The 25,095-nt window shown below is 71.8% G+C and carries 24 protein-coding genes and 2 tRNA genes; 18 read left to right on the top strand and 8 right to left on the bottom strand.

From position 1 onward, the window contains the following. Positions 1 to 140: 140 nt before the first annotated feature. From ACGF3H_RS27395 to ACGF3H_RS27380, 4 genes are all read left to right on the top strand, one after another. A complete protein-coding gene (locus tag ACGF3H_RS27395; protein WP_362486849.1) occupies positions 141 to 1,262 on the top strand; it encodes an SDR family oxidoreductase in 1,122 nt (373 codons plus the stop codon). Positions 1,263 to 1,358: 96 nt separating this feature from the next. Further along, a complete protein-coding gene (locus ACGF3H_RS27390) occupies positions 1,359 to 1,820 on the top strand; it encodes a molybdenum cofactor biosynthesis protein MoaE (RefSeq protein ID WP_362486847.1) in 462 nt (153 codons plus the stop codon). 129 nt (positions 1,821 to 1,949) lie between these two features. After that, positions 1,950 to 2,114, top strand: coding sequence for a hypothetical protein (locus ACGF3H_RS27385; protein WP_362486846.1), 165 nt, complete (start codon positions 1,950 to 1,952; stop codon positions 2,112 to 2,114). 51 nt (positions 2,115 to 2,165) lie between these two features. Then, a complete protein-coding gene (locus tag ACGF3H_RS27380; RefSeq protein WP_362486844.1) occupies positions 2,166 to 3,260 on the top strand; it encodes a PDZ domain-containing protein in 1,095 nt (364 codons plus the stop codon). A 45-nt stretch (positions 3,261 to 3,305) separates the two neighbouring features. Here ACGF3H_RS27380 and ACGF3H_RS27375 read toward each other — a convergent pair whose 3' ends face one another. Then, positions 3,306 to 3,848, bottom strand: a complete 543-nt coding sequence (locus tag ACGF3H_RS27375) for a PPA1309 family protein (RefSeq protein WP_362486842.1) — start codon at positions 3,846 to 3,848, stop codon at positions 3,306 to 3,308. Between the two features lie 163 nt (positions 3,849 to 4,011). On the opposite strand from ACGF3H_RS27375, the gene ACGF3H_RS27370 reads away from it, so the two are divergent. The 4 genes from ACGF3H_RS27370 to ACGF3H_RS27355 all read left to right on the top strand — a co-directional run bounded on the left by ACGF3H_RS27370 (position 4,012) and on the right by ACGF3H_RS27355 (position 9,387). Continuing rightward, positions 4,012 to 6,999, top strand: a complete 2,988-nt coding sequence (locus ACGF3H_RS27370; RefSeq protein WP_362487219.1) for a UPF0182 family protein — start codon at positions 4,012 to 4,014, stop codon at positions 6,997 to 6,999. A 48-nt stretch (positions 7,000 to 7,047) separates the two neighbouring features. Continuing rightward, positions 7,048 to 7,121 (top strand) — tRNA-Met (locus ACGF3H_RS27365). Between the two features lie 239 nt (positions 7,122 to 7,360). Next, a complete protein-coding gene (locus tag ACGF3H_RS27360) occupies positions 7,361 to 9,223 on the top strand; it encodes a tetratricopeptide repeat protein (RefSeq protein ID WP_362486841.1) in 1,863 nt (620 codons plus the stop codon). A gap of 90 nt (positions 9,224 to 9,313) precedes the next feature. Next, a tRNA-Met gene (locus tag ACGF3H_RS27355) sits at positions 9,314 to 9,387 on the top strand. A gap of 128 nt (positions 9,388 to 9,515) precedes the next feature. Here the strand turns inward: ACGF3H_RS27355 and ACGF3H_RS27350 are convergent. After that, on the bottom strand, positions 9,516 to 9,932 hold the full coding sequence (locus ACGF3H_RS27350; RefSeq protein WP_189228749.1) for a Fur family transcriptional regulator: 417 nt from the start codon (positions 9,930 to 9,932) through the stop codon (positions 9,516 to 9,518). A gap of 144 nt (positions 9,933 to 10,076) precedes the next feature. Between ACGF3H_RS27350 and ACGF3H_RS27345 the strand changes: the two genes are divergently transcribed. Continuing rightward, positions 10,077 to 11,528 (top strand): catalase, encoded by a 1,452-nt coding sequence (locus ACGF3H_RS27345; RefSeq protein WP_362486839.1) that lies wholly within the window; start codon positions 10,077 to 10,079, stop codon positions 11,526 to 11,528. A gap of 79 nt (positions 11,529 to 11,607) precedes the next feature. Here ACGF3H_RS27345 and ACGF3H_RS27340 read toward each other — a convergent pair whose 3' ends face one another. After that, positions 11,608 to 12,012, bottom strand: a complete 405-nt coding sequence (locus ACGF3H_RS27340; RefSeq protein WP_362486838.1) for a CBS domain-containing protein — start codon at positions 12,010 to 12,012, stop codon at positions 11,608 to 11,610. Positions 12,013 to 12,168: 156 nt separating this feature from the next. Beyond that, the gene (gene hisN / locus ACGF3H_RS27335) at positions 12,169 to 12,969 is read right to left on the bottom strand and encodes a histidinol-phosphatase (protein WP_362486837.1); all 801 of its coding nucleotides are present in this window, start codon (positions 12,967 to 12,969) and stop codon (positions 12,169 to 12,171) included. Positions 12,970 to 13,272: 303 nt separating this feature from the next. On the opposite strand from hisN, the gene ACGF3H_RS27330 reads away from it, so the two are divergent. Beyond that, positions 13,273 to 13,884, top strand: coding sequence for a TetR/AcrR family transcriptional regulator (locus ACGF3H_RS27330; protein WP_362486835.1), 612 nt, complete (start codon positions 13,273 to 13,275; stop codon positions 13,882 to 13,884). Positions 13,885 to 13,896: 12 nt separating this feature from the next. Here the strand turns inward: ACGF3H_RS27330 and ACGF3H_RS27325 are convergent, their stop codons facing one another. From ACGF3H_RS27325 to ACGF3H_RS27310, 4 genes are all read right to left on the bottom strand, one after another. Next, positions 13,897 to 14,220 (bottom strand): multidrug efflux SMR transporter, encoded by a 324-nt coding sequence (locus ACGF3H_RS27325; protein WP_030145926.1) that lies wholly within the window; start codon positions 14,218 to 14,220, stop codon positions 13,897 to 13,899. Positions 14,221 to 14,346: 126 nt separating this feature from the next. After that, on the bottom strand, positions 14,347 to 15,360 hold the full coding sequence (rsgA, locus tag ACGF3H_RS27320) for a ribosome small subunit-dependent GTPase A (protein WP_362486833.1): 1,014 nt from the start codon (positions 15,358 to 15,360) through the stop codon (positions 14,347 to 14,349). A gap of 12 nt (positions 15,361 to 15,372) precedes the next feature. Further along, positions 15,373 to 16,689, bottom strand: coding sequence for a 3-phosphoshikimate 1-carboxyvinyltransferase (aroA, locus tag ACGF3H_RS27315; RefSeq protein WP_362486831.1), 1,317 nt, complete (start codon positions 16,687 to 16,689; stop codon positions 15,373 to 15,375). A gap of 142 nt (positions 16,690 to 16,831) precedes the next feature. Next, positions 16,832 to 17,554 carry a M50 family metallopeptidase gene (locus tag ACGF3H_RS27310; RefSeq protein WP_393816539.1) on the bottom strand — a complete coding sequence of 241 codons (723 nt, stop codon included), beginning with the start codon at positions 17,552 to 17,554 and terminating at the stop codon, positions 16,832 to 16,834. Positions 17,555 to 17,604: 50 nt separating this feature from the next. On the opposite strand from ACGF3H_RS27310, the gene ACGF3H_RS27305 reads away from it, so the two are divergent. From ACGF3H_RS27305 to def, 8 genes are all read left to right on the top strand, one after another. Beyond that, a complete protein-coding gene (locus ACGF3H_RS27305) occupies positions 17,605 to 18,420 on the top strand; it encodes an SOS response-associated peptidase (RefSeq protein ID WP_362486828.1) in 816 nt (271 codons plus the stop codon). Between the two features lies 1 nt (position 18,421). Beyond that, on the top strand, positions 18,422 to 19,051 hold the full coding sequence (locus tag ACGF3H_RS27300) for an alpha/beta family hydrolase (RefSeq protein ID WP_362486827.1): 630 nt from the start codon (positions 18,422 to 18,424) through the stop codon (positions 19,049 to 19,051). Positions 19,052 to 19,308: 257 nt separating this feature from the next. Next, on the top strand, positions 19,309 to 19,992 hold the full coding sequence (gene sigR / locus ACGF3H_RS27295) for an RNA polymerase sigma factor SigR (protein ID WP_003973756.1): 684 nt from the start codon (positions 19,309 to 19,311) through the stop codon (positions 19,990 to 19,992). After that, positions 19,989 to 20,300 carry a mycothiol system anti-sigma-R factor gene (gene rsrA, locus ACGF3H_RS27290; protein ID WP_362486824.1) on the top strand — a complete coding sequence of 104 codons (312 nt, stop codon included), beginning with the start codon at positions 19,989 to 19,991 and terminating at the stop codon, positions 20,298 to 20,300. The genes sigR and rsrA overlap by 4 nt, the downstream gene beginning before the upstream one ends. A 120-nt stretch (positions 20,301 to 20,420) precedes the next feature. Continuing rightward, positions 20,421 to 21,746 (top strand): HD-GYP domain-containing protein, encoded by a 1,326-nt coding sequence (locus tag ACGF3H_RS27285; RefSeq protein WP_362486822.1) that lies wholly within the window; start codon positions 20,421 to 20,423, stop codon positions 21,744 to 21,746. A gap of 163 nt (positions 21,747 to 21,909) precedes the next feature. Further along, a complete protein-coding gene (locus ACGF3H_RS27280) occupies positions 21,910 to 23,121 on the top strand; it encodes an HD-GYP domain-containing protein (RefSeq protein ID WP_393586671.1) in 1,212 nt (403 codons plus the stop codon). A gap of 113 nt (positions 23,122 to 23,234) precedes the next feature. Continuing rightward, a complete protein-coding gene (locus ACGF3H_RS27275; RefSeq protein ID WP_189228735.1) occupies positions 23,235 to 24,215 on the top strand; it encodes a hypothetical protein in 981 nt (326 codons plus the stop codon). Positions 24,216 to 24,287: 72 nt separating this feature from the next. Beyond that, on the top strand, positions 24,288 to 24,938 hold the full coding sequence (def, locus tag ACGF3H_RS27270; RefSeq protein WP_362486820.1) for a peptide deformylase: 651 nt from the start codon (positions 24,288 to 24,290) through the stop codon (positions 24,936 to 24,938). Positions 24,939 to 25,095 lie beyond the last annotated feature (157 nt).

Raw genomic sequence — 25,095 nt, 5'->3', positions numbered from 1 at the left:
GACAACACCACCCAGCGTAGACACCCGCGGCGGTTCGGGCCTCGGTGCTTCGCCGACTGACGGCCTGCGGCAGGATGGATGCCACCTGGTACGTACGCGTCACTCGCGCCCGTACTGAAGACAACCACTGGAGACGCCCGGTGAGTTCCCCAGATCCGCAGGTTCGCGCAGCGCGAAACCAGTCAACCAGCTCCGCCGCCCCCGGTGCGCGCGGACCCGTCGTCGCGGTCACCGGTGCCGCTTCCGGCATCGGTGCCCTGCTCACGGCACGGCTGGCCGCGTCCGACGAGGTCAGACAGGTCGTGGCCATCGACGAGCGGCGCGGCGACTGCGCGGACGCGCGCTGGCAGATCCTGGACGTGCGGGACCCCGCCATCGCCGAGAAACTGCGCGGCGCGGACGTCGTCGTGCACCTGGCCCTGGACCTCGACCTGGAGACCGACGCGGCTGCCCGGACGGCTTACAACGTCCGGGGGACGCAGACCGTCCTGACCGCCGCCGCGGCGGCCGGAGTGCACCGTGTCGTGCTGTGCACCTCCGCGATGGTCTACGGCGCGCTGCCGGACAACGAGCTGCCGCTGTCCGAGGACGCCGAGCTGCGGGCCACGGCCGAGGCCACCGGGGTCGGGGACCTGCTGGAGATCGAGCGCCTCGCGCGCCGCGCACCGCGCGCCCACCCCGGCCTGAACGTGACCGTCGTCCGTCCCGGGGTGCTGGTCGGAGGCATGGACACCGCGCTGACCAGGTACTTCGAGTCTCCCCGGCTGCTCGTGGTGGCCGGGTCGCGGCCCGCCTGGCAGTTCTGCCACGTCGACGACCTGTGCAGCGCCCTCGAGTACGCCGTCCTGGAGAAGGCCGAGGGGGAGCTGGCCGTCGGGTGCGACGGCTGGCTGGAGCAGGAGGAGGTCGAGGAGCTCAGCGGGATCCGGCGGATGGAACTTCCGTCGGCCGTCGCCCTGGGCGCCGCGGCCCGCCTGCACCGGATCGGACTGACGCCCTCCCCGGCCGGGGACCTGGCCTACACGATGTACCCGTGGGTGGTGAGCGGCAGCCGGCTGCACGACGCCGGGTGGCGGCCGAAGTACACCAACGAGGAGGTCCTCGCGGAGCTGCTGGAGGAGGTCGCCGGGCGCCACACGGTCGCCGGGCGGCGCCTCGGACGCAAGGACGCGACGGCGGCCGGGGCCGCGGGCGCGACGGTCGCCCTGCTGGGCGCGGCGGCGGTGGTGCGGCGGGCGCGGAAGGCCCGGCGGCGGATCTGAGACGGGCCGTCCTGTAGGAGGCTCCAAGGCGGTACGCGCGCGTGCAGGGCGATGACGCTATTCCGCGCCGTGCGCACCCTGGGGCACGATGGGCGTATGGCATCCACGAACGACCACCCCGGTGAGCAGGCCGCCCCGGACCCCGTCAAGCTGATCGGCATCCGGGAGACACCCCTCTCCGTGGACGAGGTCTTCCGGGCGGTCGGGGACGACGCGGCCGGCGGGACCGCGCTGTTCGTCGGGACCGTGCGCAACCACGACGGGGGCACCGACGTCGACCGGCTCGGCTACTCGTGCCATCCCAGCGCCGAGGCCGAGATGCGGCGGATCGCCGAGAAGGTCGCCGCCGACCACCCCGTACGGGCGCTCGCCGCCCTGCACCGCGTGGGGGACCTGGAGGTCGGGGACCTCGCCGTGGTCGTCGCCGTCTCGTGCCCGCACCGGGGCGAGGCCTTCGACGCCTGCCGGAAGCTCATCGACGACCTCAAGCACGAGGTGCCCATCTGGAAGCACCAGACCTTCTCCGACGGCACCGAGGAATGGGTGGGTGCCTGCTGAGGCCCGCGGCCCCGCCGGCCCCCTCCCGACTCCGGTTGCGTAACCGGCCCCCCGGCGTGAGCGTTGTCACTGCGGATGGTTAATCTGCTGATCAGTCAGTAGCGGAGCTCATGGGGTTGGGAGGTCGGCATGGCGGCGCTCGCCTGGTTGCTGATTCCGCTGGTGTCGGCGGTGGCCGCGGGGCTGTGGGGAAGCTGGGCCAACCGCACCCGCAAGGTCCGCAGCGACGGCCCCGAGCTCGACGGGTACGCCCGGTTCCGCGAGGCGATGGAGAAGTCCCGCACCGGAGCCTGACGGACACCGCCCTGACGGTGCCCCGACAGCCGCGTCCCGTAATGTCGTCCCATGCCACGCCGCACCGCGACGATGCTCGCCTCCACCCTGATGCTGATCGCGCTCCTGTGCGCGGGTGTGTTCATCCCCGTGCCCTACTCGGAGATGTCACCGGGGCCGACGGTGAACACACTCGGGGACCACGACGGCGAGCCGGTGCTGCAGATCTCCGGGCACAAGACGTACGAGACGAGCGGTCACCTGAACATGACCACGGTCCGGGTCACCAGTGCCGACTACCGGATGAACCTGGTGGAAGCCGTCTACGGGTGGTTCTCGCACGACAACCGTGTGGTGCCGCACGACACGCTGTACCCGGACGGCAAGACCGAGGAGGAGGCCACCCAGGAGAACGCCGAGGAGTTCAGCCAGTCCCAGGAGAGCGCGAAGGTCGCCGCCCTGAAGGCACTGGACATCCCGGTGAAGTCCTGGGTGATCGTCTCCACGGTCGTCAAGGGATCCCCGGCCCAGGGCGAACTGCACGCCGGTGACGTGATCCGGGCCGTGGACGGCAAGACGGTCAAGGAGCCCGGCGACGTCGCCGACCTGGTGACGAAGCACGAGCCCGGCCAGGACGTGGTCTTCACCGTCGTGCCCGCCAAGGAGCAGGCCGCCGCGGAGAAGGAGGGGCGGACGCCGACGAAGACCGAGAAGGTCACGATCACCACCGCGACCTCCGACGACGCCGGCGAGAAGCGTGCCGTCGTCGGCATCAGCGCCGGCACGGACCACACGTTCCCGTTCGCCATCGACATCAAGCTCGCCGACGTCGGCGGACCCAGCGCCGGTCTGATGTTCGCGCTCGGCATCTACGACAAGCTCACGCCGGGCAGCCTCACGGGCGGCACGTTCGTCGCCGGCACCGGGACGATCGACGACGCCGGCGAGGTCGGTCCGATCGGCGGCATCGGGATGAAGACCATCGGTGCGCGGGAGAAGGGCGCCCGGTACTTCCTGACGCCCGCGGACAACTGCGCGTCCGCCGCCGAGGACACCCCGGACGGGCTCACCCTCGTGAAGGTGGACACGATCGACGACGCCATCGGCGCCCTCGACGACATCCGCGCCGGGAAGACCGCCGACCTGCCGAAGTGCACGGCCGGGTAGACGGCGCCCCGGGCGGCCCGACGAGCCGCCCGAGACCGCCCGTGACTACTCCTCGAAGGTCGCCGTCAGCGCCTGGGCCAGACCGGGCACCAGATCGGACCCCGTGAGGACCTCGGTGGCCGCATCCTTCTCCCGCAGCCGCAGAGCGGACTCGCGGGCGCCGTCACGCAGCACCGCGACCGTCATGCGGACCTCCTGACGGTCCGGGTGCTCCGCCACCCACCGGGTGAGCTTCGCCCCGTCCAGGTCCGCCGGCACCTGGGCCTCGGCGGACGGCGGCAGCATCAGGCGTTCCACGGCCAGCGCGCAGCCGACCACGGCGTCGGGCCAGGCGATGGTGCCCAGGAACTCGTCCAGCGGCTGGTCCGTCGGAATCTCGTCCTGCTCGATCGGGGTGAGGCCGGAGCTCTCCGTCTCCTCCTGCAGACCGAGCCGGTCCGCGAGGGTGGGCTGGTCGGCCCGCAGCCGTGCGGTGTCGACAAGGGCGAAGAGGCGTGCGGGCTGGTCCCAGCCGAGACCGGAGACGTACTCGTCGATCTCCAGTACGGCCCGGGTGAGGGGGCTCGCTGCCATGGGGGTGTTGGACATGGTCACAATCCTGCCTCGTTCCTGGGCCGAATCGGGAACCGAGTAAACGATGAGTAAGTTGCATAGGTGTGGGCCCACGACTGCGGGGGCGCACGGGGGGCCCGCGAACCCGAGGGCCTGACGGATCAACAGCGACTTCGAGGTGCGCACCTTGGCTTTCCAGATGCCGGACCGAGGCGGAGGCCCGACGGGGCCACGGATGAGAGTGGGCCGCCCGTCCCGGCGTGTCCGCACCCTGCTGCTGACGCTCGGTGTCCTCGCCGTGCTCGGCATGGCGTTCACCATGTTCGCGGGGTTCTGGACGGACTGGCTGTGGTACCGGTCGGTCCACTACTCGTCCGTGTTCACGACGACGCTGTGGACCAAGATCGGGCTCTTCTTCGTCTTCGGCCTGCTCATGGCGCTCGCCGTCGGCCTCAACATCTGGCTGGCCCACCGGCTCCGCCCGCCGCTGAGCGCCATGTCGATGGAGCAGCAGAACCTCGACCGCTACCGGATGGGCATCGCCCCGTACAAGAAGTGGCTGCTGCTCGGCGTCACCGCCCTGGTCGGACTGATCGCCGGCGCGTCGGCCTCCGGCCAGTGGCGGACGTGGCTGATGTGGGTCAACGGCGTGCCGTTCGGGCAGAAGGACCCCCAGTTCAAGCTGGACGTCTCCTTCTACGCCTTCGACCTGCCCTGGTACCGGTTCCTGCTCGGCTTCGGTTTCGCGACCGTGATCATCTCGGTGATCGCCGCCGCGCTCACCCACTACCTCTACGGCGGGCTGCGCGTCACCAGCCCGGGAGCGCGCGCCACGGCCGCGGCCACGGGCCACCTGTCCGTGCTCATCGGCGTCTTCGTCGCCCTCAAGGCGGTCGCGTACTGGCTCGACCGGTACGGACTGGCGGTGAAGTCCAGCGACTTCAAGGCCACCGACAACTGGACCGGCCTGAGGTACGTCGACGCCAACGCCTACCTGCCCGCCAAGACGATCCTGTTCTGCATCGCCGTCATCTGCGCGCTGCTGTTCTTCGCCACCCTGTGGCGGCGCACGTGGCAGCTGCCCGTCATCGGCTTCGGCCTGATGGTGCTGTCGGCGATCCTCATCGGCGGTCTGTATCCGGCGCTGGTCCAGAAGTTCGAGGTGCAGCCCAACGAGCAGGCCAAGGAGGCGCCGTACGTCGAGAAGAACCTCGACGCGACGCGCAAGGCCTACGACATCGAGGGCACCCAGGTCACCGAGTACGCGGGCGAGAGCAAGACCGGGGACAAGACCCAGCTCCGCGACGACGTCGACGCGACGGCATCGATCCGGATCATGGACCCGAACATCATCTCGCCGACGTTCCAGCAGCTCCAGCAGATGCGTAACTACTACGCGTTCCCGAACAACCTGGACGTCGACCGCTACTCCAAGGACGGCAAGGACCAGGACACGGTCATCGGTCTGCGCGAGCTGAACCTGGCCGGCATCCCGAAGAAGAACTGGATCAACAACCACTTCCGCTACACCCACGGCTTCGGAGTGGTCGCCGCCAAGGGCACCCAGGTCGACTCCGAGGGACGCCCGGTCTTCACCGAGTCGGACCTGCCGTCCAAGGGCGACCTCGGGACGTACGAACAGCGGGTCTACTACGGCGAGAAGACCACCACCTACTCCATCGTCGGCGGTCCCCAGAAGGAGATCGACTACTCCGACGACAACGGTGAGAAGACCACCAGCTACAAGGGCGACAGCGGGGTGGACCTGTCCAACCCGATCAACCGGGCCGCGTACGCGGTGGCGTTCAGCGAGCCGCAGATCCTCTACTCCGGAGCCATCGGCGACGGGTCGAAGATCCTCTACAACCGCACGCCGAAGGAGCGCGTCGAGGCGGTCGCCCCCTGGCTGACCATCGACGGCGACGCCTACCCCGCCGTGGTGGACGGCCGGATCCAGTGGATCGTGGACGCCTACACGACGACGAACGGCTACCCGTACGCCTCCCGCACGACGCTCGGCGACACGACCGCCGACTCGCTGACCGCGCGCAACGACTCGCGTGCGGTGGTGGCCCAGCAGAACCAGGTCAACTACATCCGCAACTCGGTGAAGGCGACCGTCGACGCCTACACGGGCGACGTCAAGCTGTACCAGTGGGACACCCAGGACCCGGTCCTGAAGACCTGGATGAAGGCGTTCCCGAACACGGTGAAGGCCAAGAGCGAGATCTCCGACGCGCTCATGTCCCATCTGCGCTACCCGCAGGACCTGTTCAAGGTCCAGCGCGAGCTGCTCACCCGCTACCACGTGAAGGACGCCACGACGTTCCTCAGCGGCAGCGAGGTGTGGCAGGTGCCGGACGACCCGACCAACAAGTCGGGCGACGCGGTGCCGCCGTACTACCTGAGCATGAAGATGCCGGACCAGAAGCAGCAGGCGTTCTCGCTGACGACGACGTTCACGCCGATCGGGCGCGACAACCTCAGCGCATTCATGGCGGTCGACGCGGAAGCGGGCACCAAGGACTACGGCAAGATCAGAGTCCTGAAGCTGCAGACCAGCACGACCGTGAACGGACCCAAACAGGTCCAGAGCCAGTTCAACTCCGAACAGGACATCGCCGAGTCCATCAGGCTGCTGAGAGGCGGCGACTCGGAGGTCGAGTACGGCAACCTGCTGACGGTGCCGCTCGACGGCGGGCTGCTCTACGTGGAACCGGTCTACGTGCGCGGTGGTGACCTCAAGTACCCGCTGCTGCGGAAGGTGCTGGTGTCCTACGGCGGCAACACCGCCTTCGAGGACACCCTCGACGAAGCCCTGAACAAGGTCTTCGGGGCGAAGGGCTCGGCCACCGAGCCGCCGGACCAGGACGACGACACCACCACACCGCCGCCGACGTCCACCAACCCCACGGTCCAGGACGCGCTGAACGACGCCCAGAAGGCCTTCGAGGCCGGCCAGGAAGCTCTCAAGCAGAACGACTGGACGGCGTACGGCAAGGCGCAGAAGGACCTGGAGAAGGCCCTCCAGCAGGCCGAGGACGCGCAGGCGCAGGCCGGCCGGAGCGGTGGCGACAAGAACGGCGACAAGAGCACCGGCCAGGACGAGGGCGGCAACAGCCCGGACGGCAAGGCGAGTCCGAGCCCGTCCCCGACCGGCAGCGCCGGAGCGTCGGGCAGCGGCTGAGCTGGTCAAACGCCATCCCGCGCCGTGATACGATGGTGAACACAACGGCGCGGGGTGGAGCAGCTCGGTAGCTCGCTGGGCTCATAACCCAGAGGTCGCAGGTTCAAATCCTGTCCCCGCTACTGAAGTCGTGAGCTACGTGCGACGACAACGAAGGCCCGGATCCCCCCGAGGGATCCGGGCCTTCGTGATGTGCGAACGCATGTGCCGATCGCCGTGACGGCCGCGCCGATAGGGGGAGTTGGGGCGATCCGTGTTTGACTTGTCTCCCTGTGGGCATGTCGACAAAACGCTGAAGTGACCTCAATGGCTGCGGTATACCAGGTGTACCCGGGTTGCGGGTGGTGCGACGATGGACGTTATGGGGGACATGGCAAATCTGTTCGAGACGGGGCGTTTTGTACAGCCGTCCGGCCGGGAGGAAACCGGGGACGAGGCTCAGGAAGCCGCCGACGAGGCCGCCGAGGAGGTGCGCCGGCGGATCGCCGCCGAGGCCGGCGACGTCGAGGCGATGAGCGTGCTCGGGGCCATGCTGCTGCGCCGTGGTGATCTCGACGGGGCCGAGTCCCACCTGCGTGCCGCCACCGCGGCCGGTGACCGCGCCGCCGCCAACAACCTGGGAGTCCTGCTGCACCAGCGCGGCTACGCCGACGAAGCCGCCGGATGGTGGCGGATCGCCGCCGTCGCCGGCTCCTGCGCGGCCGCCCACGCGCTGGGGCGGCACTTCCGCGAGCGCGGGGACGAGCCCGCGGCCGAGTACTGGCTCCGCCAGTCCGCCGAGCAGGGACACGTGCTGGGGGCCTACGCACTCGCCGACCTGCTGGAGCACCGTGCCGACGCCGCCGGAGCAGAGCGGTGGATGCGGGCGGCGGCCGAGCGGGGGCACCGGGAAGCCGCGTACCGGCTGGCCCGGACGCTGGACCGGCGGGCAGGCCGGGACCTTGACGGCGACGGCGACGGCGACGGCGGTGACGGTGTCCTGCGCTCCGTGACCGACCGGGCCGGCCCGGCCGAAGGGAGCGAGGAGGCCGAGCAGTGGTACCGGCAGGCCGCCGCGCGCGGACACCGGCGGGCCGCGCTGCACCTCGGGGCGATCCTGGAGCGGCGGGGCGAGCTCAGGGAGGCCGGGCGCTGGTACCTGACGTCCGCCAAGGACGGCGAACCGCGCGCGGCCTGCGCGCTGGGCTTCCTGCTGCGCGACGCCGGGGACACCGAGAGCGCCGCCGTGTGGTGGCTGCGGGCCGCGCAGGACGGCGACGGCAACGCGGCCAACGCGCTGGGCGCCCTGCACGCCGAGCGCGGCGAGCCGCAGACGGCCGAGCGGTGGTACCGGGCCGCGCTGGACGCCGGGGACGACAACGGCGCCTACAACCTCGGGCTGCTCTGCGCCGAGCAGGGACGCACGGCACAGGCCGAGCAGTGGTACCGCCGCGCCGCGTACGCCGGGCACCGGGAGGCCGCGAACGCGCTGGCCATCCTGCTGCTCCGGGGCGGTGACGCGGTCGGCGCCGAGCCCTGGTTCTCCAAGGCCGCCGAGGCGGGCAGCGTGGACGCCGCCTTCAACCTCGGGATCCTGCACGCCGGACGGGGCGAGGACACCGCGGCGCTGCGCTGGTACGAGCGGGCCGCCGCCGCCGGGCACACCGAGGCGGCGCTGCAGGTCGGGATGGCGCGGCTGCGGGACGGCGACGAGCCGGAGGCGGAGCGGTTCCTGCGGTGCGCGGCGGGAGGCGGCAGCCCGGAGGCCGCGTACCGCCTGGCCACGCTGCTCGACGCGCGCCGGCCGCCGGCACCCGCGCACGAGCTGGGTGAGCCCGCGCACGAGAAGACCGAGTGCGAGGAGTGGTACGAGCGGGCGGCCTCGCAGGGGCACCGCCGGGCCCAGGTGCGCGTCGGGATGCTGGCCGCGGCCCGGGGCGACGTGGTGGAGGCGGCGCGGTGGTACCGGGAGGCCGCCGAGGCCGGCTCGCGCAACGGCGCCTTCAACCTGGGGCTGCTGCTGGCCCGGGAGGGCAGCGAACCCGAGGCCGTCGTGTGGTGGCGCCGGGCCGCCGACGCCGGGCACGGGCGGGCGGCGTTGCGGCTGGCGCTGGTGTGTGCGCGCCGGGGCGAGCTGGACGAGGGGCAGCGGTGGGCCGACCGGGCGGTGTCGCTGGGGCCGCGGGAGGTGGCGGAGCGGGCGGCCCGGCTGCGGGACGCGTTGCGGCAGGAGCTCTCGGCCTAGCTCCGCGCTGGGCCCGGACCCGTTCCGGGGCCCGGGAGCAGCGGCGATTTGCTTCTTGTCGTGGGAGTGACGTAGTGTTCCATTCATCGACGCGGGGTGGAGCAGCTCGGTAGCTCGCTGGGCTCATAACCCAGAGGTCGCAGGTTCAAATCCTGTCCCCGCTACTGAAGGCCGAGGGCCGGAATCCGAAAGGGTTCCGGCCCTCGGTGCGTTCGGCGTGCGGCTGCCCCGTGCCCGGCGCAACGCGAGAGCCCCGGCACCCATCGGTGCCGGGGCTCTCGCGTGAACCGTGCTACGCCGCGGCGCAGTTCGGGCAGGTGCCGCGGTACGTCACCTCGACGTCGGAGACCGTGAAGCCGAAGCGCTCCGTGTCGGGGAGATCGGCCAGCGGATTGCCGGTCGGGTGGACGTCGCGGATCGCGCCGCACTGCGCGCACACCAGGTGGTGGTGCGGCCGGTGCGCGTTCGGGTCGTACCGCTTCGCGCGCTTGTCCGTCGCGACCTCCAGCACCTCACCGAGCGAGACCAGCTCGCCCAGGGTGTTGTAGACGGTCGCCCGGGAGATCTCCGGCAGCTTCGTGACCGCCCTGGCGTGCACCTCGTCCGCGGTCAGATGGACGTGATCGCCGTCGAGAACCTCGGCCACGACCCGTCGCTGCGCGGTCATGCGCCATCCGCGACCACGCAGGCGTTCCAGTAGGTCACTCATACAGACCAGCCTAACAGCAAGGGGGACCAGGTCCCGAACGGGTGTGACTTTGGAGCCTTACTTGACTTAGACATTGTCCATTGTAGGATCGTGTTCGGCATTAGCCAAGGGACAGGTTTTGCAGGATTGGCGCAGGAGGCGTACGTGACTCAGGGACCGCTCACTACGGAAGCCGGTGCTCCGGTAGCCGACAACCAGAACAGCGAGACCGCGGGCGTCGGCGGCCCCGTGCTCGTCCAGGACCAGCTCCTCCTCGAGAAGCTCGCCCACTTCAACCGTGAGCGCATCCCGGAGCGTGTCGTGCACGCCCGTGGCGCCGGCGCCTACGGCACCTTCACGGTCACCGCCGATGTCACCCCGTACACGCGCGCCGCCTTCCTCTCCGAGGTCGGCAAGGAGACGGAGACCTTCCTCCGCTTCTCGACCGTGGCGGGCAACCTGGGTGCGGCGGACGCCGTCCGCGACCCGCGTGGCTTCGCGCTGAAGTTCTACACCGAAGAGGGCAACTACGACCTCGTCGGCAACAACACCCCGGTGTTCTTCATCAAGGACGCCATCAAGTTCCCCGACTTCATCCACACCCAGAAGCGCGACCCCTACACGGGTTCGACCGAGATGGACAACGTCTGGGACTTCTGGAGCCTGTCGCCCGAGTCCACCCACCAGGTGACCTGGCTGTTCGGTGACCGCGGCATCCCGGCGTCCTACCGCCACATGGACGGTTTCGGCTCGCACACCTACCAGTGGAACAACGCGGCCGGCGAGGCCTTCTGGGTCAAGTACCACTTCAAGACCGACCAGGGCATCAAGTGCCTCACGCAGGCCGAGGCCGACAAGCTGGCCGGCGAGGACCCCGACTCCCACCAGCGCGACCTGCGCGAGGCCATCGAGCGCGGTGACTTCCCGTCCTGGACCGTCGGCGTGCAGATCATGCCCGTCGCCGAGGCCGCGGACTACCGCTTCAACCCGTTCGACCTGACCAAGGTGTGGCCGCACGCGGACTACCCGATCGTCTGGTTCGGCAAGCTGGAGCTCAACCGCAACCCGGAGAACATCTTCGCCGAGGTCGAGCAGTCGATCTTCTCCCCGGCGCACTTCGTGCCCGGCATCGGCCCGTCCCCGGACAAGATGCTCCAGGGCCGCCTCTTCGCCTACGGCGACGCCCACCGCTACCGCGTCGGCATCAACGCCGACCACCTGCCGGTGAACCGCCCGCACGCCACCGAGGCGCGCACCAACTCCCGCGACGGCTACCTGTACGACGGCCGCCACAAGGGTGCGAAGAACTACGAGCCGAACAGCTTCGGCGGCCCGTTCCAGACGGACCGGGCGCTGTGGCAGCCGGTCGCGGTCTCCGGCGTCACCGGTGAGACCGTGGCCCCGGTGCACGCCGAGGACAACGACTTCGTCCAGGCGGGCAACCTCTACCGGCTGATGACGGACGAGGAGAAGGAGCGCCTGGTCGGCAACCTGGCCGGCGCCATCTCCCAGGTCTCGCGCGAGGACATCGTCGACCGCGCGATCAACAACTTCCGTCAGGCGGACGGCGACTTCGGCAAGCGGCTGGAGGCCGCGGTCCAGGCCCTGCGCGGCTGACGTCCAGCACTGGACCGCTTGTCGTGGCGGCGGGCCGGATCCCCGGGAACGGGGGTCCGGCCCGTTTCGCGTGTCACGGTCAGGCGGGCACCTGCTGTGCCGGTGCCTGCCTGACCGGCGCCCAGCAGCGGATGATGTCGCGGACGGAGACGATGCCGACGGGCTCGTCACGGTCGAGCACGATGAGATGGCGGAAGCCGCCGTGAGCCATCGCCCCGGCCGCCTCCTCCACGGTCCAGGACGGCGCGGCGAACACGACGTCGGTGGTGGTGTGGGCGTGGGCGCGTTCGGTGTCCGGGTCCTGGCCCCGTCCGAGGGAGTTGAGGATGTCGCGTTCGGTGAGGATGCCGATGCCGCCGGCGTCGGGGTCGTGCACCACGGCCGCGCCGACGCGGCGGGCGGACATCAGCGCGGCGGCCTGGCGCAGGGTGTGGGCGGGGCCGATGATGAGGACGACCGAGCTCATGGCTTCGCGGACGAGCATGGGTGGAGCCACCTCCTGCCGGTGATCCATGAGTTAGTTCATGGATTCACAAGTTCACAAGTGGGGGGACTCTCAGAGTGGCAGGTAAAGCGGGGGTCAACAAGGGGGCGCGGAGGGCGAGTCGGCGGGCGTGCGGGGGCGGTTCGGCGTGCCGGCTCAGCGGCGCCGGCCGAGGTGGTCGAGCAGGTCGTCGTGGAGCCGGCCGTTGGACGCCGCGGCGTTGCCGCTGTGCGGGCCGGGGCGGCCGTCGAGGCCGGTGAAGGTGCCGCCGGCCTCCGTGACGATGATGGCGTTCGCGGCCATGTCCCAGAGGGAGAGCTCGGGCTCGGCGCAGATGTCCACCGACCCCTCGGCGACCATCATGTACGGCCAGAAGTCCCCGTACGCGCGCGTGCGCCACACCTCGCGGGTCAGGTCCAGGAAGCCGTCAAGGCGGCCCTGCTCCTCCCAGCCGCTGAGCGAGGAGTACGCGAAGGAGGCGTCGGACAGCGTGGAGACCTCGGAGACCTGGAGCCGGGAGGCGGAGGTCAGACTGCGGCCGGTGAAGGCGCCGTGGTCCTTGGCGGCCCACCAGCGGCGGCCGAGGGCGGGGGCGGAGACCAGGCCGACGACGGGCTGGTGACCACCCTCGCCGGCCTCCATGAGGGCGATGAGCGTGGCCCAGACGGGGACGCCGCGCACGTAGTTCTTGGTGCCGTCGATCGGGTCGACGACCCAGCGGCGGGGGCCGGTGCCCTCGGTGCCGTACTCCTCGCCCAGGACGGCGTCGCGGGGGCGGGCGCGGGCGAGGTGGTTGCGGATGAGTTCCTCGGCGGCCTTGTCGGCCTCGCTCACCGGGGTCATGTCCGGCTTGGTCTCGACCTTCAGGTCGAGGGCCTTGAAGCGGTCCATCGTCGCGGCGTCTGCGGCGTCCGCGAGGACGTGGGCGAGGCGGAGGTCGTCGAGGTAGTCCGGCATGCGCCCACGCTATCGGGCGGGGGTGGGGCGGGGCCACCAGGGTTTGCGTGCGGCGTTGCGGGGCGCGGTTCGGTGAGCCGGTGTTCGAGGGGTGCGGGCGGGCCGGTGCGGGGCGGGGGTGGGTGCGCGGTCCGGCGTGGCGGGGTGCCGCTGCGCCCACCCGTGCCGCCACAGCGGCACGACTGTCCGCAGCTAGGGCGGCGGGCGTGACTGCCCGGCTGGTGCGGTGGGTTGCGCGGGGCCTTGACAGGGGTGGCATACCCGTCAAATCTGGGCGCTGAGTCGCTCCGGCCGAGGGAGGCGATGGTGCCGGCAGCCCGGGAGTCCCTGCTCGACGCCGCGTACGCGGCGCTGGCGCGGCGGCCGTGGACCGCCGTGCGGATGGTGGACGTGGCGGCGGCGGCCGGAGTGTCGCGGCAGACGCTGTACAACGAGTTCGGGAGCAAGGAGGGTCTCGGCCGGGCCCTCGTCCGCAGGGAGGCGGACGGGTACCTCGCCGGTGTGGAGCGCGCGCTCTCCGCGCTCGGCGACCCGCGCGAGCGGCTCACCGCGACGGCCGAGTGGACGGCCTCCGCCGCCGGGGAGAACGCGCTGGTGCGGGCCATGCTCACCGGCTGCTGGGGTGCGTGGCTGCCCGCCCCGGCGCCCGGGGCCGTACCGTCCTCCTCGGCCGTGCCGGCCCAGCGCCGGGCGGACGGTCCGCTGCCCTCGCCCGGCGACTTCGTGACCCTCGTCCGCGACCGCGCCGTCGCCGCCCTGTCCGGGCCGGGCGCACCCCGCGCGGACGCCGCCGACCTCGCCCGCACCTGCGAACTCACCGTCCGGCTCGCGCTGTCGTGCGTCGCGGCCCCGCCCGGCGAGGGGGGCGTGTCGGAACTCGTCCGCACCGTCCTGCCACGGCAGTTGACGCCGTGACGGGCGGACGCGTCAGTGTGCCGAGCCCGACAGCTGAAGACCGATCACGCCGATGATGACGAAGCTGATCGAGACGATCTTCAGCGTGGAGACCAGGTCACCGAGGAACACCATGCCGTAGATGGCGGTCCCCGCCGCACCGATGCCGGTCCACACGGCGTACGCCGGGCCGACGTCGAGCTTCTTCAGCGACATGGTCAGCAGGCCGAAACTGCCCAGCGCGAAGGCGCAGAACGCGATCGTGGGCCAGAGCCGGGTGAAGCCGTGCGACAGCTTCAGACACACGGCGAAACCGGTTTCGAGCACCCCGGCCACTATGACCAGCAGCCACGCCATGTGTCGTCCTTCCGTGGTCCCGTACCGTGACCGCTTCGTCGATCCGTCGGCTTTTGCTCGGGCTTGGATCCGGCTTGGTGCGATTATGCACTTGCCGGTAGGCGAGCACGGCCAACAACGCGGAGGTCAGTCGCCTTCCGTCCGTTCCCGCGTCGCCAGCAGCCGGCGCAGCGAGTACAGCCGCGCCGGGTCGGCGTGGCCCTCGGCGACCCACGCGTCCAGCGCGCAGTCGGGCTCGTCGTGGCTGCACGCGCGCGGGCAGCCCTCCGTGCCCGGCTCCAGGTCGGGGAAGGCGTGGATCACACGGGACGGGTCGATGTGGGCGAGCCCGAACGACCGTACGCCGGGGGTGTCGACGACCCAGCCGCCCCGGTCCGAGGACAGCGGCAGGGCGAGGGCGGACGTCGTCGTGTGCCGGCCGCGTCCCGTCACCGCGTTGACGTGGCCCGTCGTGCGGCGGCGGTCCTCCGGGACCAGCGCGTTGACCAGCGTCGTCTTGCCGACACCGGAGTGGCCGACGAACGCCGTGACCCTGCCGTCCAGGTGCTCGCGCACGCGGTCGGCGGCGTCCCCGTCCTCCAGCTCCGCGCGGCTGGTGACCACGTAGGGGATGTCCAACGCGCCGTACAGGCCGAGCAGTTCGTCGGGCGGGGCGAGGTCCGACTTGGTCATCACCAACAGCGGGGTGAGACCGCCGTCGAACGCCGCGACCAGGCAGCGGTCGATGAGGCGCGGGCGTGGCTCGGGGTCGGCGAGGGCGGTGACGATGGCGAGCTGGTCGGCGTTGGCGACGACCACACGCTCGTAGGGGTCGTCGTCGTCCGCCGTGCGGCGCAGCACCGAGGTGCGCTCCTCGATGCGGACGATCCGCGCGAGCGTGTCCTTCGTGCCGGACAGGTCGCCGACCAGTGCCACCCGGTCGCCGACGACCGCCGCCTTGCGGCCCAGTTCGCGTGCCTTCATCGCCATGACGACCCGGTCCTCGACGAGGCAGGTCAGCCGGCCCCGGTCCACGGTGAGGACGAGGCCCTCGGCGGCGTCCTCGTGCTTGGGCCGGATGTGGGTGCGCGGCCGGTTGCCCTTGCGGTTGGGGCGGGAGCGGATGTCGTCCTCGTCGGTGTGCTTGCCGTAGCGGCGCATGGCGAACGGTCCCTACGCCCCGAGCATCCCGGTCCACAGGTCGGGGAAGTCGGGCAGCGTCTTGGCGGTCGTCGCCACGTTCTCGATCTCCACGCCCTCGACCGCGAGGCCGATGATCGCGCCGGCGGTGGCCATGCGGTGGTCCTCGTAGGTGTGGAAGACACCGCCGTGCAGGCGGCGCGGGCGGATGTGCAGCCCGTCGGCGGTCTCGGTGACGTCGCCGCCGAGTTCGTTGATCTCCTTGGTCAGCGCGGCCAGCCGGTCCGTCTCGTGCAGACGCAGGTGCGCCACCCCGCGCAGGGTCGAGGGGGAGTCCGCGAGGGCCGCGACGGCCGCGACACCGGGGGTGAGCTCGCCGACCTCGCCGAGGTCCACGTCGATGCCGTGCACGGCGCCCGATCCCGTGAACACGAGACCGTAGTCCGTCAGTTCGCAGGAGCCGCCCATGTCGGTGAAGATCTCGCGCAGCCGGTCACCGGGCTGGGTGGTGCGGGCCGGCCAGTCGGGGATCACCACCTTGCCGCCGGTCACCAGTGCCGCCGCCAGGAACGGCTGGGCGTTCGACAGGTCCGGCTCGATCGTGAGGTCGCGGCCGAGCAGCGCTCCCGGCGTGACCCGCCAGACGTTCGGCTCGCCGCCGGACTCCGGGGTGTCCACCTGGGCGCCGACCGAGCGCAGCATGTCGACGGTCATGCGGATGTGCGGCACGGACGGCAGCGCCGAACCGGTGTGGCGCACCTCGACGCCCTGGTTGAAGCGCGGGCCGGACAGCAGCAGGGCGCTGACGAACTGCGAGGACGACGACGCGTCGATCTCGACCGGGCCGCCCTCCAGGGCGCCGCCGCCGTGCACGGTCATCGGCAGCGCGCCGCGCCCGTCGTCGTCGACCCGGGCACCGAGCACGCGCAGCGCGTCGATCACCCCGTGCAGCGGGCGCTCGTACGAACGGGGGTCCCCGTCGAAGCGGACGGGTCCGTCGGCGAGCGTGGCGACCGGCGGGAGGAAGCGCATGACCGTGCCGGCGTTGCCGACGTCGACGGTGGCGGGACCGTGCAGACCCGCCGGGATGACCCGCCAGAACTCGCCGGTGCCGTCGGGACCGACGCCCTCCTCGATCTCGACGCCCATCGCCCGCAGCGCCCCGGCCATCAGCAGGGTGTCGCGGGAGCGCAGCGGGCGGCGCAGCCACCCGGGCTCGGAGGCGAGGGCGGCCAGCACCAGGGCGCGGTTGGTGACCGATTTGGATCCCGGCACATGGACGGTCGCGTCGACGGCTCCGCTCGCGTGCGGGGCGGGCCAGAGGGCGGTGTGCGCGGAATTCACGGTCATGGGCCCCACTTTAATGGCTGAAGCCGATCGGAGATCTTGATCAAAGACGGCGAAATCCGACCGAAACCGTGACAGGGGAATTGCCGTGCATATATGCGGCGGTTCTCGGCGCGTGCGCGGCCACCGGCCCCGGGGACCCCGCTCACAGCTCCAGCAACCAGCGGCCCCCGCCGATCAGTGAGCACAGCGAGACCGTGTGGAACAGGAAGAACCACACCGCCGCCGGAGCGTGGGACAGCCGGGCCAGCTGGTCCGCGTCCGAGTCGCCGGCCCCGCCCCGCGCCCGCTTGACCTGCAGCTCGAACGCCGGCCGCACACCGCCCAGCAGCAGGAACCACACCGCCGCGTACGCGAACGCCGCCTGCACCTGCGGGCCGGCCAGCCAGGACACCAGCAGGAACGTCCCGCCGGTCAGCACGACCGTCAGCACCCCGTAGGCGTTGCGGATCATCACCAGCAGGGCGACCAGCAACGCCGTCGCCACCCACAGCAGCAGCGTGACGCGCCCCGAGGCCAGCAGCGCGGCCCCGCCCAGGCCCAGCAGCGAGGGCGCGGTGTAGCCGGCCACCGCGGTGAGGATCATGCCGAGTCCGTGCGGCTTGCCCCGGCTCACGGTCAGGCCGCTGGTGTCCGAGTGGAGGGTGATCCCGGTCAGCGTGCGCCCCGTGAGCAGCGCCACGAGCCCGTGACCGCCCTCGTGGGCGATGGTGATCGCGTTGCGTGCCGTCCGCCACAGCGGGCGCGGCACGACGACGGCGAGCGCGGCGACCAGGGTGGCGACCACCACCCACAGCTCGGGGTCGGACTGGGTGCCGGTGACCTCGTCCCACAGGGAGGTGAGCGAGACCGATGCGAGGTGGTCCATGAGGTGTGAAGGCTCCTCGTACGAGCGTGGGGCATGGCAGTGTGGCACGTATGTGCGGACGGTATGCGGCGAGTCGTCGACCCGAGGATCTCGCAGGAATCTTTGAGATCGAGAAGTGGGAGCCCGAGGAGACCCTGGAGCCCGACTACAACGTGGCCCCCACCAAGGAGGTCTACGCCGTCCTGGACCGTCCCCTGAAGGACGTGCCGGACCCGAAGCCGGTTCGCCAGCTGCGGAAACTGAAGTGGGGACTCGTCCCCTCCTGGGCCAAGACCCCCGAAGGCGGCGCCCGGATGGTCAACGCGCGCGCGGAGACCGTCCACGAGAAGCCGTCCTACCGCCGCGCCTTCACCACCCGGCGCTGCATCCTGCCCGCCGACGGCTACTACGAGTGGGTCACCGGCAAGCAGGAGCGGGACCTGGAGGTCGAGGGGCGCAGGAAGCGGCCCCGCAAGCAGCCGTACTTCGTGACGCCCGCCGACGGCTCCGTGTTCGCCATGGCGGGACTGTACGAGTTCTGGCGGGACAGGACGCTGCCGGACGACCACCCGGGAGCCTGGTGGGTGACGTGCTCGGTGATCACGACCGAGGCGGAGACCACGCCCCTGGCCGCCGCCCCGGCCGACGGCCCCCACGCCCTGTCCCACATCCACCCCAGGATGCCGCTGATGCTGACGCCGGAGCGGTGGGACGCCTGGCTCGACCCGGCGCGCACCGACCCCGACGACCTCGCCTCCCTGCTGACGCCGCCGCCGGCCGGGCTGATGCGGGCGTTCCCCGTCTCCACGGCCGTGAGCAACGTCCGCAACAACGGGCCGGAGCTGCTGAAGGAGCTGGACGGGCCGGAAGAGGGCACACTCTTCTGACGTGAAGACGGAGATCATCGACACCGAGGCCGGCGCCGCCCGCATCACCTGGCACCCGGCCGCGAAGCCCCGGCTGGTCCTCGCGGCGAGCCACGGCGCCGGCGGCGGCATCGAGGCGCGCGACCTCGTGGCACTGGCGGCGGCGCTGCCCGCGCGGGGCGTGACCGTGGCCCTGGTCGAGCAGCCCTGGCGGGTGGCCGGCAAGAAGCTGGCGCCCGCCCCGAAGACCCTGGACACCGGCTGGCGGGGAGTCTGGCCCGCGCTCGGCGCCCCCGGCCTGCCCGTGATCTCGGGCGGCCGCAGCGCCGGCGCCCGCGTCGCCTGCCGCACCGCGACCGAGCTGGGCGCCCGCGCCGTCCTCGCCCTGAGCTTCCCGCTGCACCCGCCGGGCAAGCCGGAGAAGTCACGCGCCGGGGAACTCCTCGGGGCCGGGGTGCCCACCCTCGTCGTGCAGGGCGGTAACGATCCGTTCGGCAAGCCCGAGGAGTTCCCCGAGGGGGCCTACGACCTGAACCCGGTGCCGTTCGGGGACCACGGCTTCGCCGTGCCCAAGCGGGCGTGGATCACACAGGAGGAGGCCCTGCGGCTGATCACCGACGGCGTCGCGGAGTGGGCCCGCTCACTCGGCTGACGGCCCGGGAATGACCGCCGGGCGACCACTGTTGTGGCGGACGTACGTTGCTGAGCATCAGCACCGACGCCGTAGGAAAGGAAGTCCGCCGCATGGGTTCAGCCTTCTGCCCGAGTCGCAGCAGCCGCGCCGACCTGGACTGGACGGTGCTGCACGCGGCGAAGACCGCCCCTGTTCGGGCGGCGGGCGGACCGGATCGTCGTCTATCCTCCGATTCGAGCGGGGCCGGTTTCGGCACCGTGACGTCACTGGAGGAGGTGGGTCCGGTCACTGGGACCGACGCAGGGACCGAACACGGCCAGGCGGAGCAGCCCGAGGGCCGGGGCACGGGCGCGGAGTCGACCGCGGAGCGCAGTGCGCGCTTCGAGCGGGACGCGCTCGAGTTCCTCGACCAGATGTACTCGGCCGCGCTGCGCATGACCCGCAACCCGGCCGACGCCGAGGACCTGGTGCAGGAGACCTACGCCAAGGCGTACGCGTCCTTCCATCAGTTCCGTGAGGGCACCAACCTCAAGGCGTGGCTGTACCGCATCCTCACCAACACCTTCATCAACTCCTACCGCAAGAAGCAGCGCGAACCCCAGCGCAGCGCGGCCGAGGAGATCGAGGACTGGCAGCTCGCGCGCGCCGAGTCGCACATGTCGACGGGTCTGCGCTCCGCCGAGTCGCAGGCGCTCGACCACCTGCCCGACTCGGACGTGAAGCAGGCGCTCCAGGCGATCCCCGAGGAATTCCGCATCGCCGTGTACCTGGCCGATGTAGAGGGCTTTGCCTACAAGGAGATCGCGGACATCATGGGGACACCCATCGGTACGGTGATGTCCCGGCTGCACCGGGGCCGCCGTCAGCTGCGCGGCATGCTGGAGGACTACGCCCGCGACCGTGGTCTGGTCCCGGCCGGCGCCGGAGAGTCGAACGAAGCGAAAGGCTCGGGGTCATGAGCTGCGGAGAGCCGCACGAGACGGATTGCAGCGAAATCCTCGATCATCTCTACGAGTTCCTCGACAAGGAGATGCCGGACTCGGACTGCGTGAAGTTCGAGCACCACTTCGAGGAGTGCTCGCCGTGCCTGGAGAAGTACGGCCTGGAGCAGGCCGTGAAGAAGCTGGTCAAGCGGTGCTGCGGACACGACGACGTGCCGGGTGACCTGCGCTCCAAGGTCATGGGCCGGATCGACCTGATCCGCTCGGGCCAGTCGGTGCCCGAGCACGACGTCACGGCGGCGCCGTCCACTCCACAGGAGTCCTGAGCCCGCCACGCCCCGCGTGACGCGTCACTCGTACGTGCTAATCCGCGGGCATCCACCCGCCTCCCCCCGCCCCCGAACCTAGGCTCGCGAGCCTGACAGGGACGGCCGGGGGGAGTGCTCATGGACGCGGTACCCGCACGCGCGCGGGCGTATGCCGCCGTCGTGGTCCTCGCCGCGCTGCTCTGTCTGCGCCCGCTGCCCGTGACGCCCACGCCCTGGTGGGCCGTGCTGCTGCTCGCCGGACTGTACGCGGGGTGCGAGCACGTCGCCCGCTCCCGGTTCGTCGGGACCTGCTACCCCGTACTGCTCGCCGGGGCCTTCCTGCTCCCGCCGCCCGCCGCCGCACTCGTGGCGCTGCCGGGCGCCCTGCTGTCCCCGGTGACGCAGCGGCCGACGGCCCTGCGGCGGACCTGGCGCGCCGCCCAGTCGGCACTCGCCGTGTGGACCGCGGCCCGCGTGCACGCGGAGCTCGGCGGACGGGACGCGGTCGGCGCCTCCGACTTCCCCTACGCGCTCGTGCCCGCCGGGGCCGCGGTGCTGGGCTTCTGCCTGGTGCTGACCCTGCTGGACGGCGGAATCCTGGCGCTGGCCGACCGGGTGCCGTTCCGGCGGGCGTGGCCGGGACTGTTCTCCCGCTCGCTCGCCCCGATCGCCGTGCACGGACTCGCCGGTCTGATGATGGCCGTCCTGTGGCGCAGCCCCTACGGACCGGTCGCCGCACTGCTCGTGCTCCTGCCGATGTGCGTGGCGTGGTGGGCGTTCGCCCAGTACCACCGGGAGCGAGCCGCGCACCAGGCGACGATCCGCGCCCTCGTGCAGGCCGTGGACATCAAGGACGGCTACACACGCGGGCACAGCGAGCGGGTCGGCCACGCCTCGATGCTCATCGCCCGCGAGCTCGGGCTGGACGACGAACGCGTCGAGACGCTCCGCTTCGCCGGGATCCTGCACGACGTGGGCAAGCTGGGCGTGCCCACGCGGCTGCTGCGCAAGGACGGGCCGCTGACGCCCGAGGAGCGGCGCGTGATCGAGCTGCACCCCGAGTACGGGCACGAGATGGTCCGGGGCATCCGCTTCCTGGGCGAGGCCCGGGCCGCCGTACTGCACCATCACGAACGGCTGGACGGCAGCGGATACCCCTACGGGCTGGCGGGCGGCCAGATCCCCGAGTCGGCCCGGGTGGTCGCCGTCGCCGACGCCTTCGACGCCATGACGTCCACGCGGTCCTACAGCAGGGCGCGGCCCGTCGCCGCGGCCGTGGCGGAGCTCCGGCGGTGCGCGGGGAGCCATTTCGACCCCCGGATGGTCCTGGCCCTGGTGCGGGCGCTGGAACACCACGGCTGGCACCCGGCGGTGACCTCCGACCTCACCCCCGCGCAGACCTCCGGGCCGGCCGACGGCTCCGGCGAGGACGCGCACGACAGCGTGACGAGGGGGGCCTCGTGATGCCGCCGGTGCCGCGGACCGCGAGGGGCGCGCGGTGACGCCGCCGGGGGCGGCAGGGGCGACGGGCGGATTCCACCCCGCCGGCGTCGGCCGTGGCCGGACCGGCCCGTGGACCCGGCGGGAGCGGGCCGCGACGGGTGCGCGGACCCCGGCGGTGCTCCTCATGTACGCCGGCGCCTCCCTCGTCGCGCTCGTGAGCCTCGCCTCCGTGCTGTGGTCGGGCACCGTGGAGCGTCCCGTCGCGCTCGCCTTCGGCCTCCTCGTCGTGCTCGGCGAGCTCACCCGCCGGACCGGGGGCGAGGGCCGGGAGACGGCGCCGCTCGGGACCGCCGGGGCGCTGGCGTACGCCCTGCTCGGGGAGAACGCCGGACAGCCCGTGCACCACGGGGCCGCCCAGACCGTCACCGTGGTGCTCGTCGCCTCGCTGCTCGGCAGCGTCCCGCACATCGCGCGCGGGCACGGGCCGGTGCTCGACCACCTGGCGCGGCGCCTGCTCACCGTCGCCTTCGCCGCCGTCTGCTTCCAGCCACTGGCGAGCCGGGGCACCTTCCGCGACTGGGGCGGCCCCGCCCACGCGCTGCTGCTGATCGCGCTGCTCGCCCTGACCGCGCTGTGCGACGCCGTGCTCGCCGCGGCACCGGCCCACGCGCGCACCGGATGGCCCTTCGGCCCGCTGCTGCGCGAGGAACTGCGGGCCATGGTCGGCATCACCTCCGCGGTCTGCGCGACCGGAGCGGTCATGGCGCTCGCGGTGGCCGTCGCGGGACTGTGGGCGCTGCCCGTCTTCTGCGTGCCGTTGCTGCTCACCCAGCTCTCCTACCGGCGGTACGCCGCCGTCCGGGCCACCTACCGGCAGACCATCGCCTCCCTGGCCCGGGCCACCGAGATCGCCGGGTACACCCCGGCCGGGCACGCCCGCCGCGTCGCCGAGCTCAGCGCGGCCGTCGGCCGGGACCTGGGGCTGTCCGGGCCCGAGCTGACGGTGCTGGAGTACGCGGCCCTCATGCACGACATCGGACAGCTGAGCCTCGTCGACCCCGTCCCCGCGGGAGCCACCGCCGGCCTGCCCGTGTCCGAACAGCGGCGGATCGCGCTGCTCGGCGGGGCCGTCGTGCGCCAGACCGGCGTCGACTCGGCGGTCGCCGTGGTGGTGGAGCGGCAGGCCGACCCCTGTCACGAGCAGCCGGTGGCCGCGCGGATCGTGCGCGCCGTGAACGCCTACGAGGAGATGGCGCGGGAGGCGGGGCCCGGCGGCGACCTCACCGCGCTGGAGACGCTGCGCCTGGCCACGGCCGGCGACTACGCTCCGGACGTGGTGGAGGCACTGGCCCGAGTGCTCTCCCGAGGCAGCCTTACCTCGCCCTCGGCTGGGTAACCCATGGGTAATGAGCGCCCCGCAGGCCGTACATGGTTTGATGCGCAGGAGAGGGTGTCCGGGGGCGCGAAAGGCACAGCCAGCCCACTGAACGGAACTGGCAGGCGGGAATCGTGAGGATCTTCGGCAAGGGACGGCACCGGCCCTCCGCCTCCTGGCGGCAGGCCACCGACCGTGCGTTCACGCTGATCGGCGACGGTCGCTACGAGGACGCGGGCGCGCTGCTGACGCGGGCCGCCGACCTGGAACCCTGGCTGTCGGAGTCGTGGTTCAATCTCGCCCTGTTGCACAAGTTCCGGCACGACTGGGAGCAGGCCAGAGCGGCGGGCCTGCGGGCCGTGGCGCTGCTCGACCGGGACAGCGGAGCGCCCGACTGGTGGAACGTCGGCATCGCCGCGACCGCCCTCCAGGACTGGCCGCTGGCCCGCCGCGCCTGGCAGGCGTACGGGCTGAAGACGCCCGGCGACGCGACGGACGCCGGCGAACCCCTCGGCATGGACCTCGGCAGCGCGGCCGTACGGTTGTCCCCCGAGGGCGAGGCCGAGGTGGTGTGGGGTCGGCGGCTGGACCCCGCCCGCGTGGAGGTGCTGTCCATTCCGCTGCCGTCCTCGGGGCGGCGCTGGGGCGAGGTCGTGCTGCACGACGGCGTCCCGCACGGGGAGCGGACCACGGCCGCCGGGCACGCCTATCCGGTCTTCGACGAGATCGAGCTGTGGGCGCCGTCGCCCGTCCCCACCTGGGTGGTCCTCCTGGAGGCCGCCACCGAGGCCGACCGGGACGCGCTGGAGCAGCTCGCCGCCGACGCCGGGTTCGCCGCCGAGGACTGGTCGTCCTCCGTGCGGCTGCTGTGCCGGATGTGCTCGGAGTCCCGGATGCCGTCCGACGAGGGCGACGGCGAGCACCTCGACCCGCACGACCACAGCGAACCGGGGCACCCGGGGCCGCTCGGGCACCGGACCGACGGGCAGCTGTGGGTGCCGGAGCGCGAGTGCGGGGTGGCCGCGCCGGCCTCGCTGGTGCGGGGACTGCTGGACGGATGGGTCGCGGACAGCCCGGATTCCCGGGACTGGCGGGACCTCGAAGAGGTCTGCTGAGGTCGTCGTCCCGTTCCCCGTACCCTGTAACAGGCATCAACCCGGGTTTCATGAGGAAGGCGTACGTCGGTCATGGCGCAGCAGGACACCGATCAGCAGCACGCGGGCGTGCTCCCCGTGGACGACGAGGGCTTCGTCGTCGACACCGAGGACTGCGAGGAGCGCGAGGCGGCCTGGCGTGAGCGCGGGACCTCGCGCCCGATCACGGTGGTCGGCAATCCCGTGCTGCACAAGGAGTGCCAGGACGTCACCGACTTCGGCGAGGAGTTCCAGCAGCTGGTCGCGGACATGTTCGCCAGCCAGCGCACCGCCGAGGGCGTGGGCCTGGCCGCCAACCAGATCGGCGTCGACAAGAAGGTCTTCGTCTACGACTGCCCCGACGACGAGGGCGTGCGCCACGTCGGCGTCGTCTGCAACCCGCGCCTCGTCGAACTGCCCGCCGACCGGCGCCGCCTGGACGACAGCAACGAGGGCTGCCTGTCCGTGCCGACCGCCTACGCGCCGCTCGCCCGCCCCGACTACGCCGAGGTGACCGGGCAGGACGAGAAGGGCAACCCGGTCAAGGTGCGCGGCACCGGCTACTTCGCGCGGTGCCTGCAGCACGAGACCGACCACCTGTACGGGTACCTCTACATCGACCGGCTGTCCAAGCGCGAACGCAAGGACGCGCTGCGGCAGATGGCCGAGAACGAGCCGCGCTACCCCGTGGTCGCGAACGACTGAGACCTCACCCCGGCCTCACAAGCCCCAGGCGCACGGCGTCCGTTCGGGTCCGACCCGAGCGGGCGCCGTTCGTCCGTCCGTCACTTCTCCGATCGCTGCCGCTCTCCCGTTGATCCCGAAGCCGACACACAACAGGAGAATTCAGGCGCCGCAGGGT

Source organism: Streptomyces sp. NPDC048185, assembly GCF_043202495.1.
GTDB lineage: Bacteria > Actinomycetota > Actinomycetes > Streptomycetales > Streptomycetaceae > Streptomyces.
This window is presented reverse-complemented; position numbering and strand designations above follow the sequence as displayed.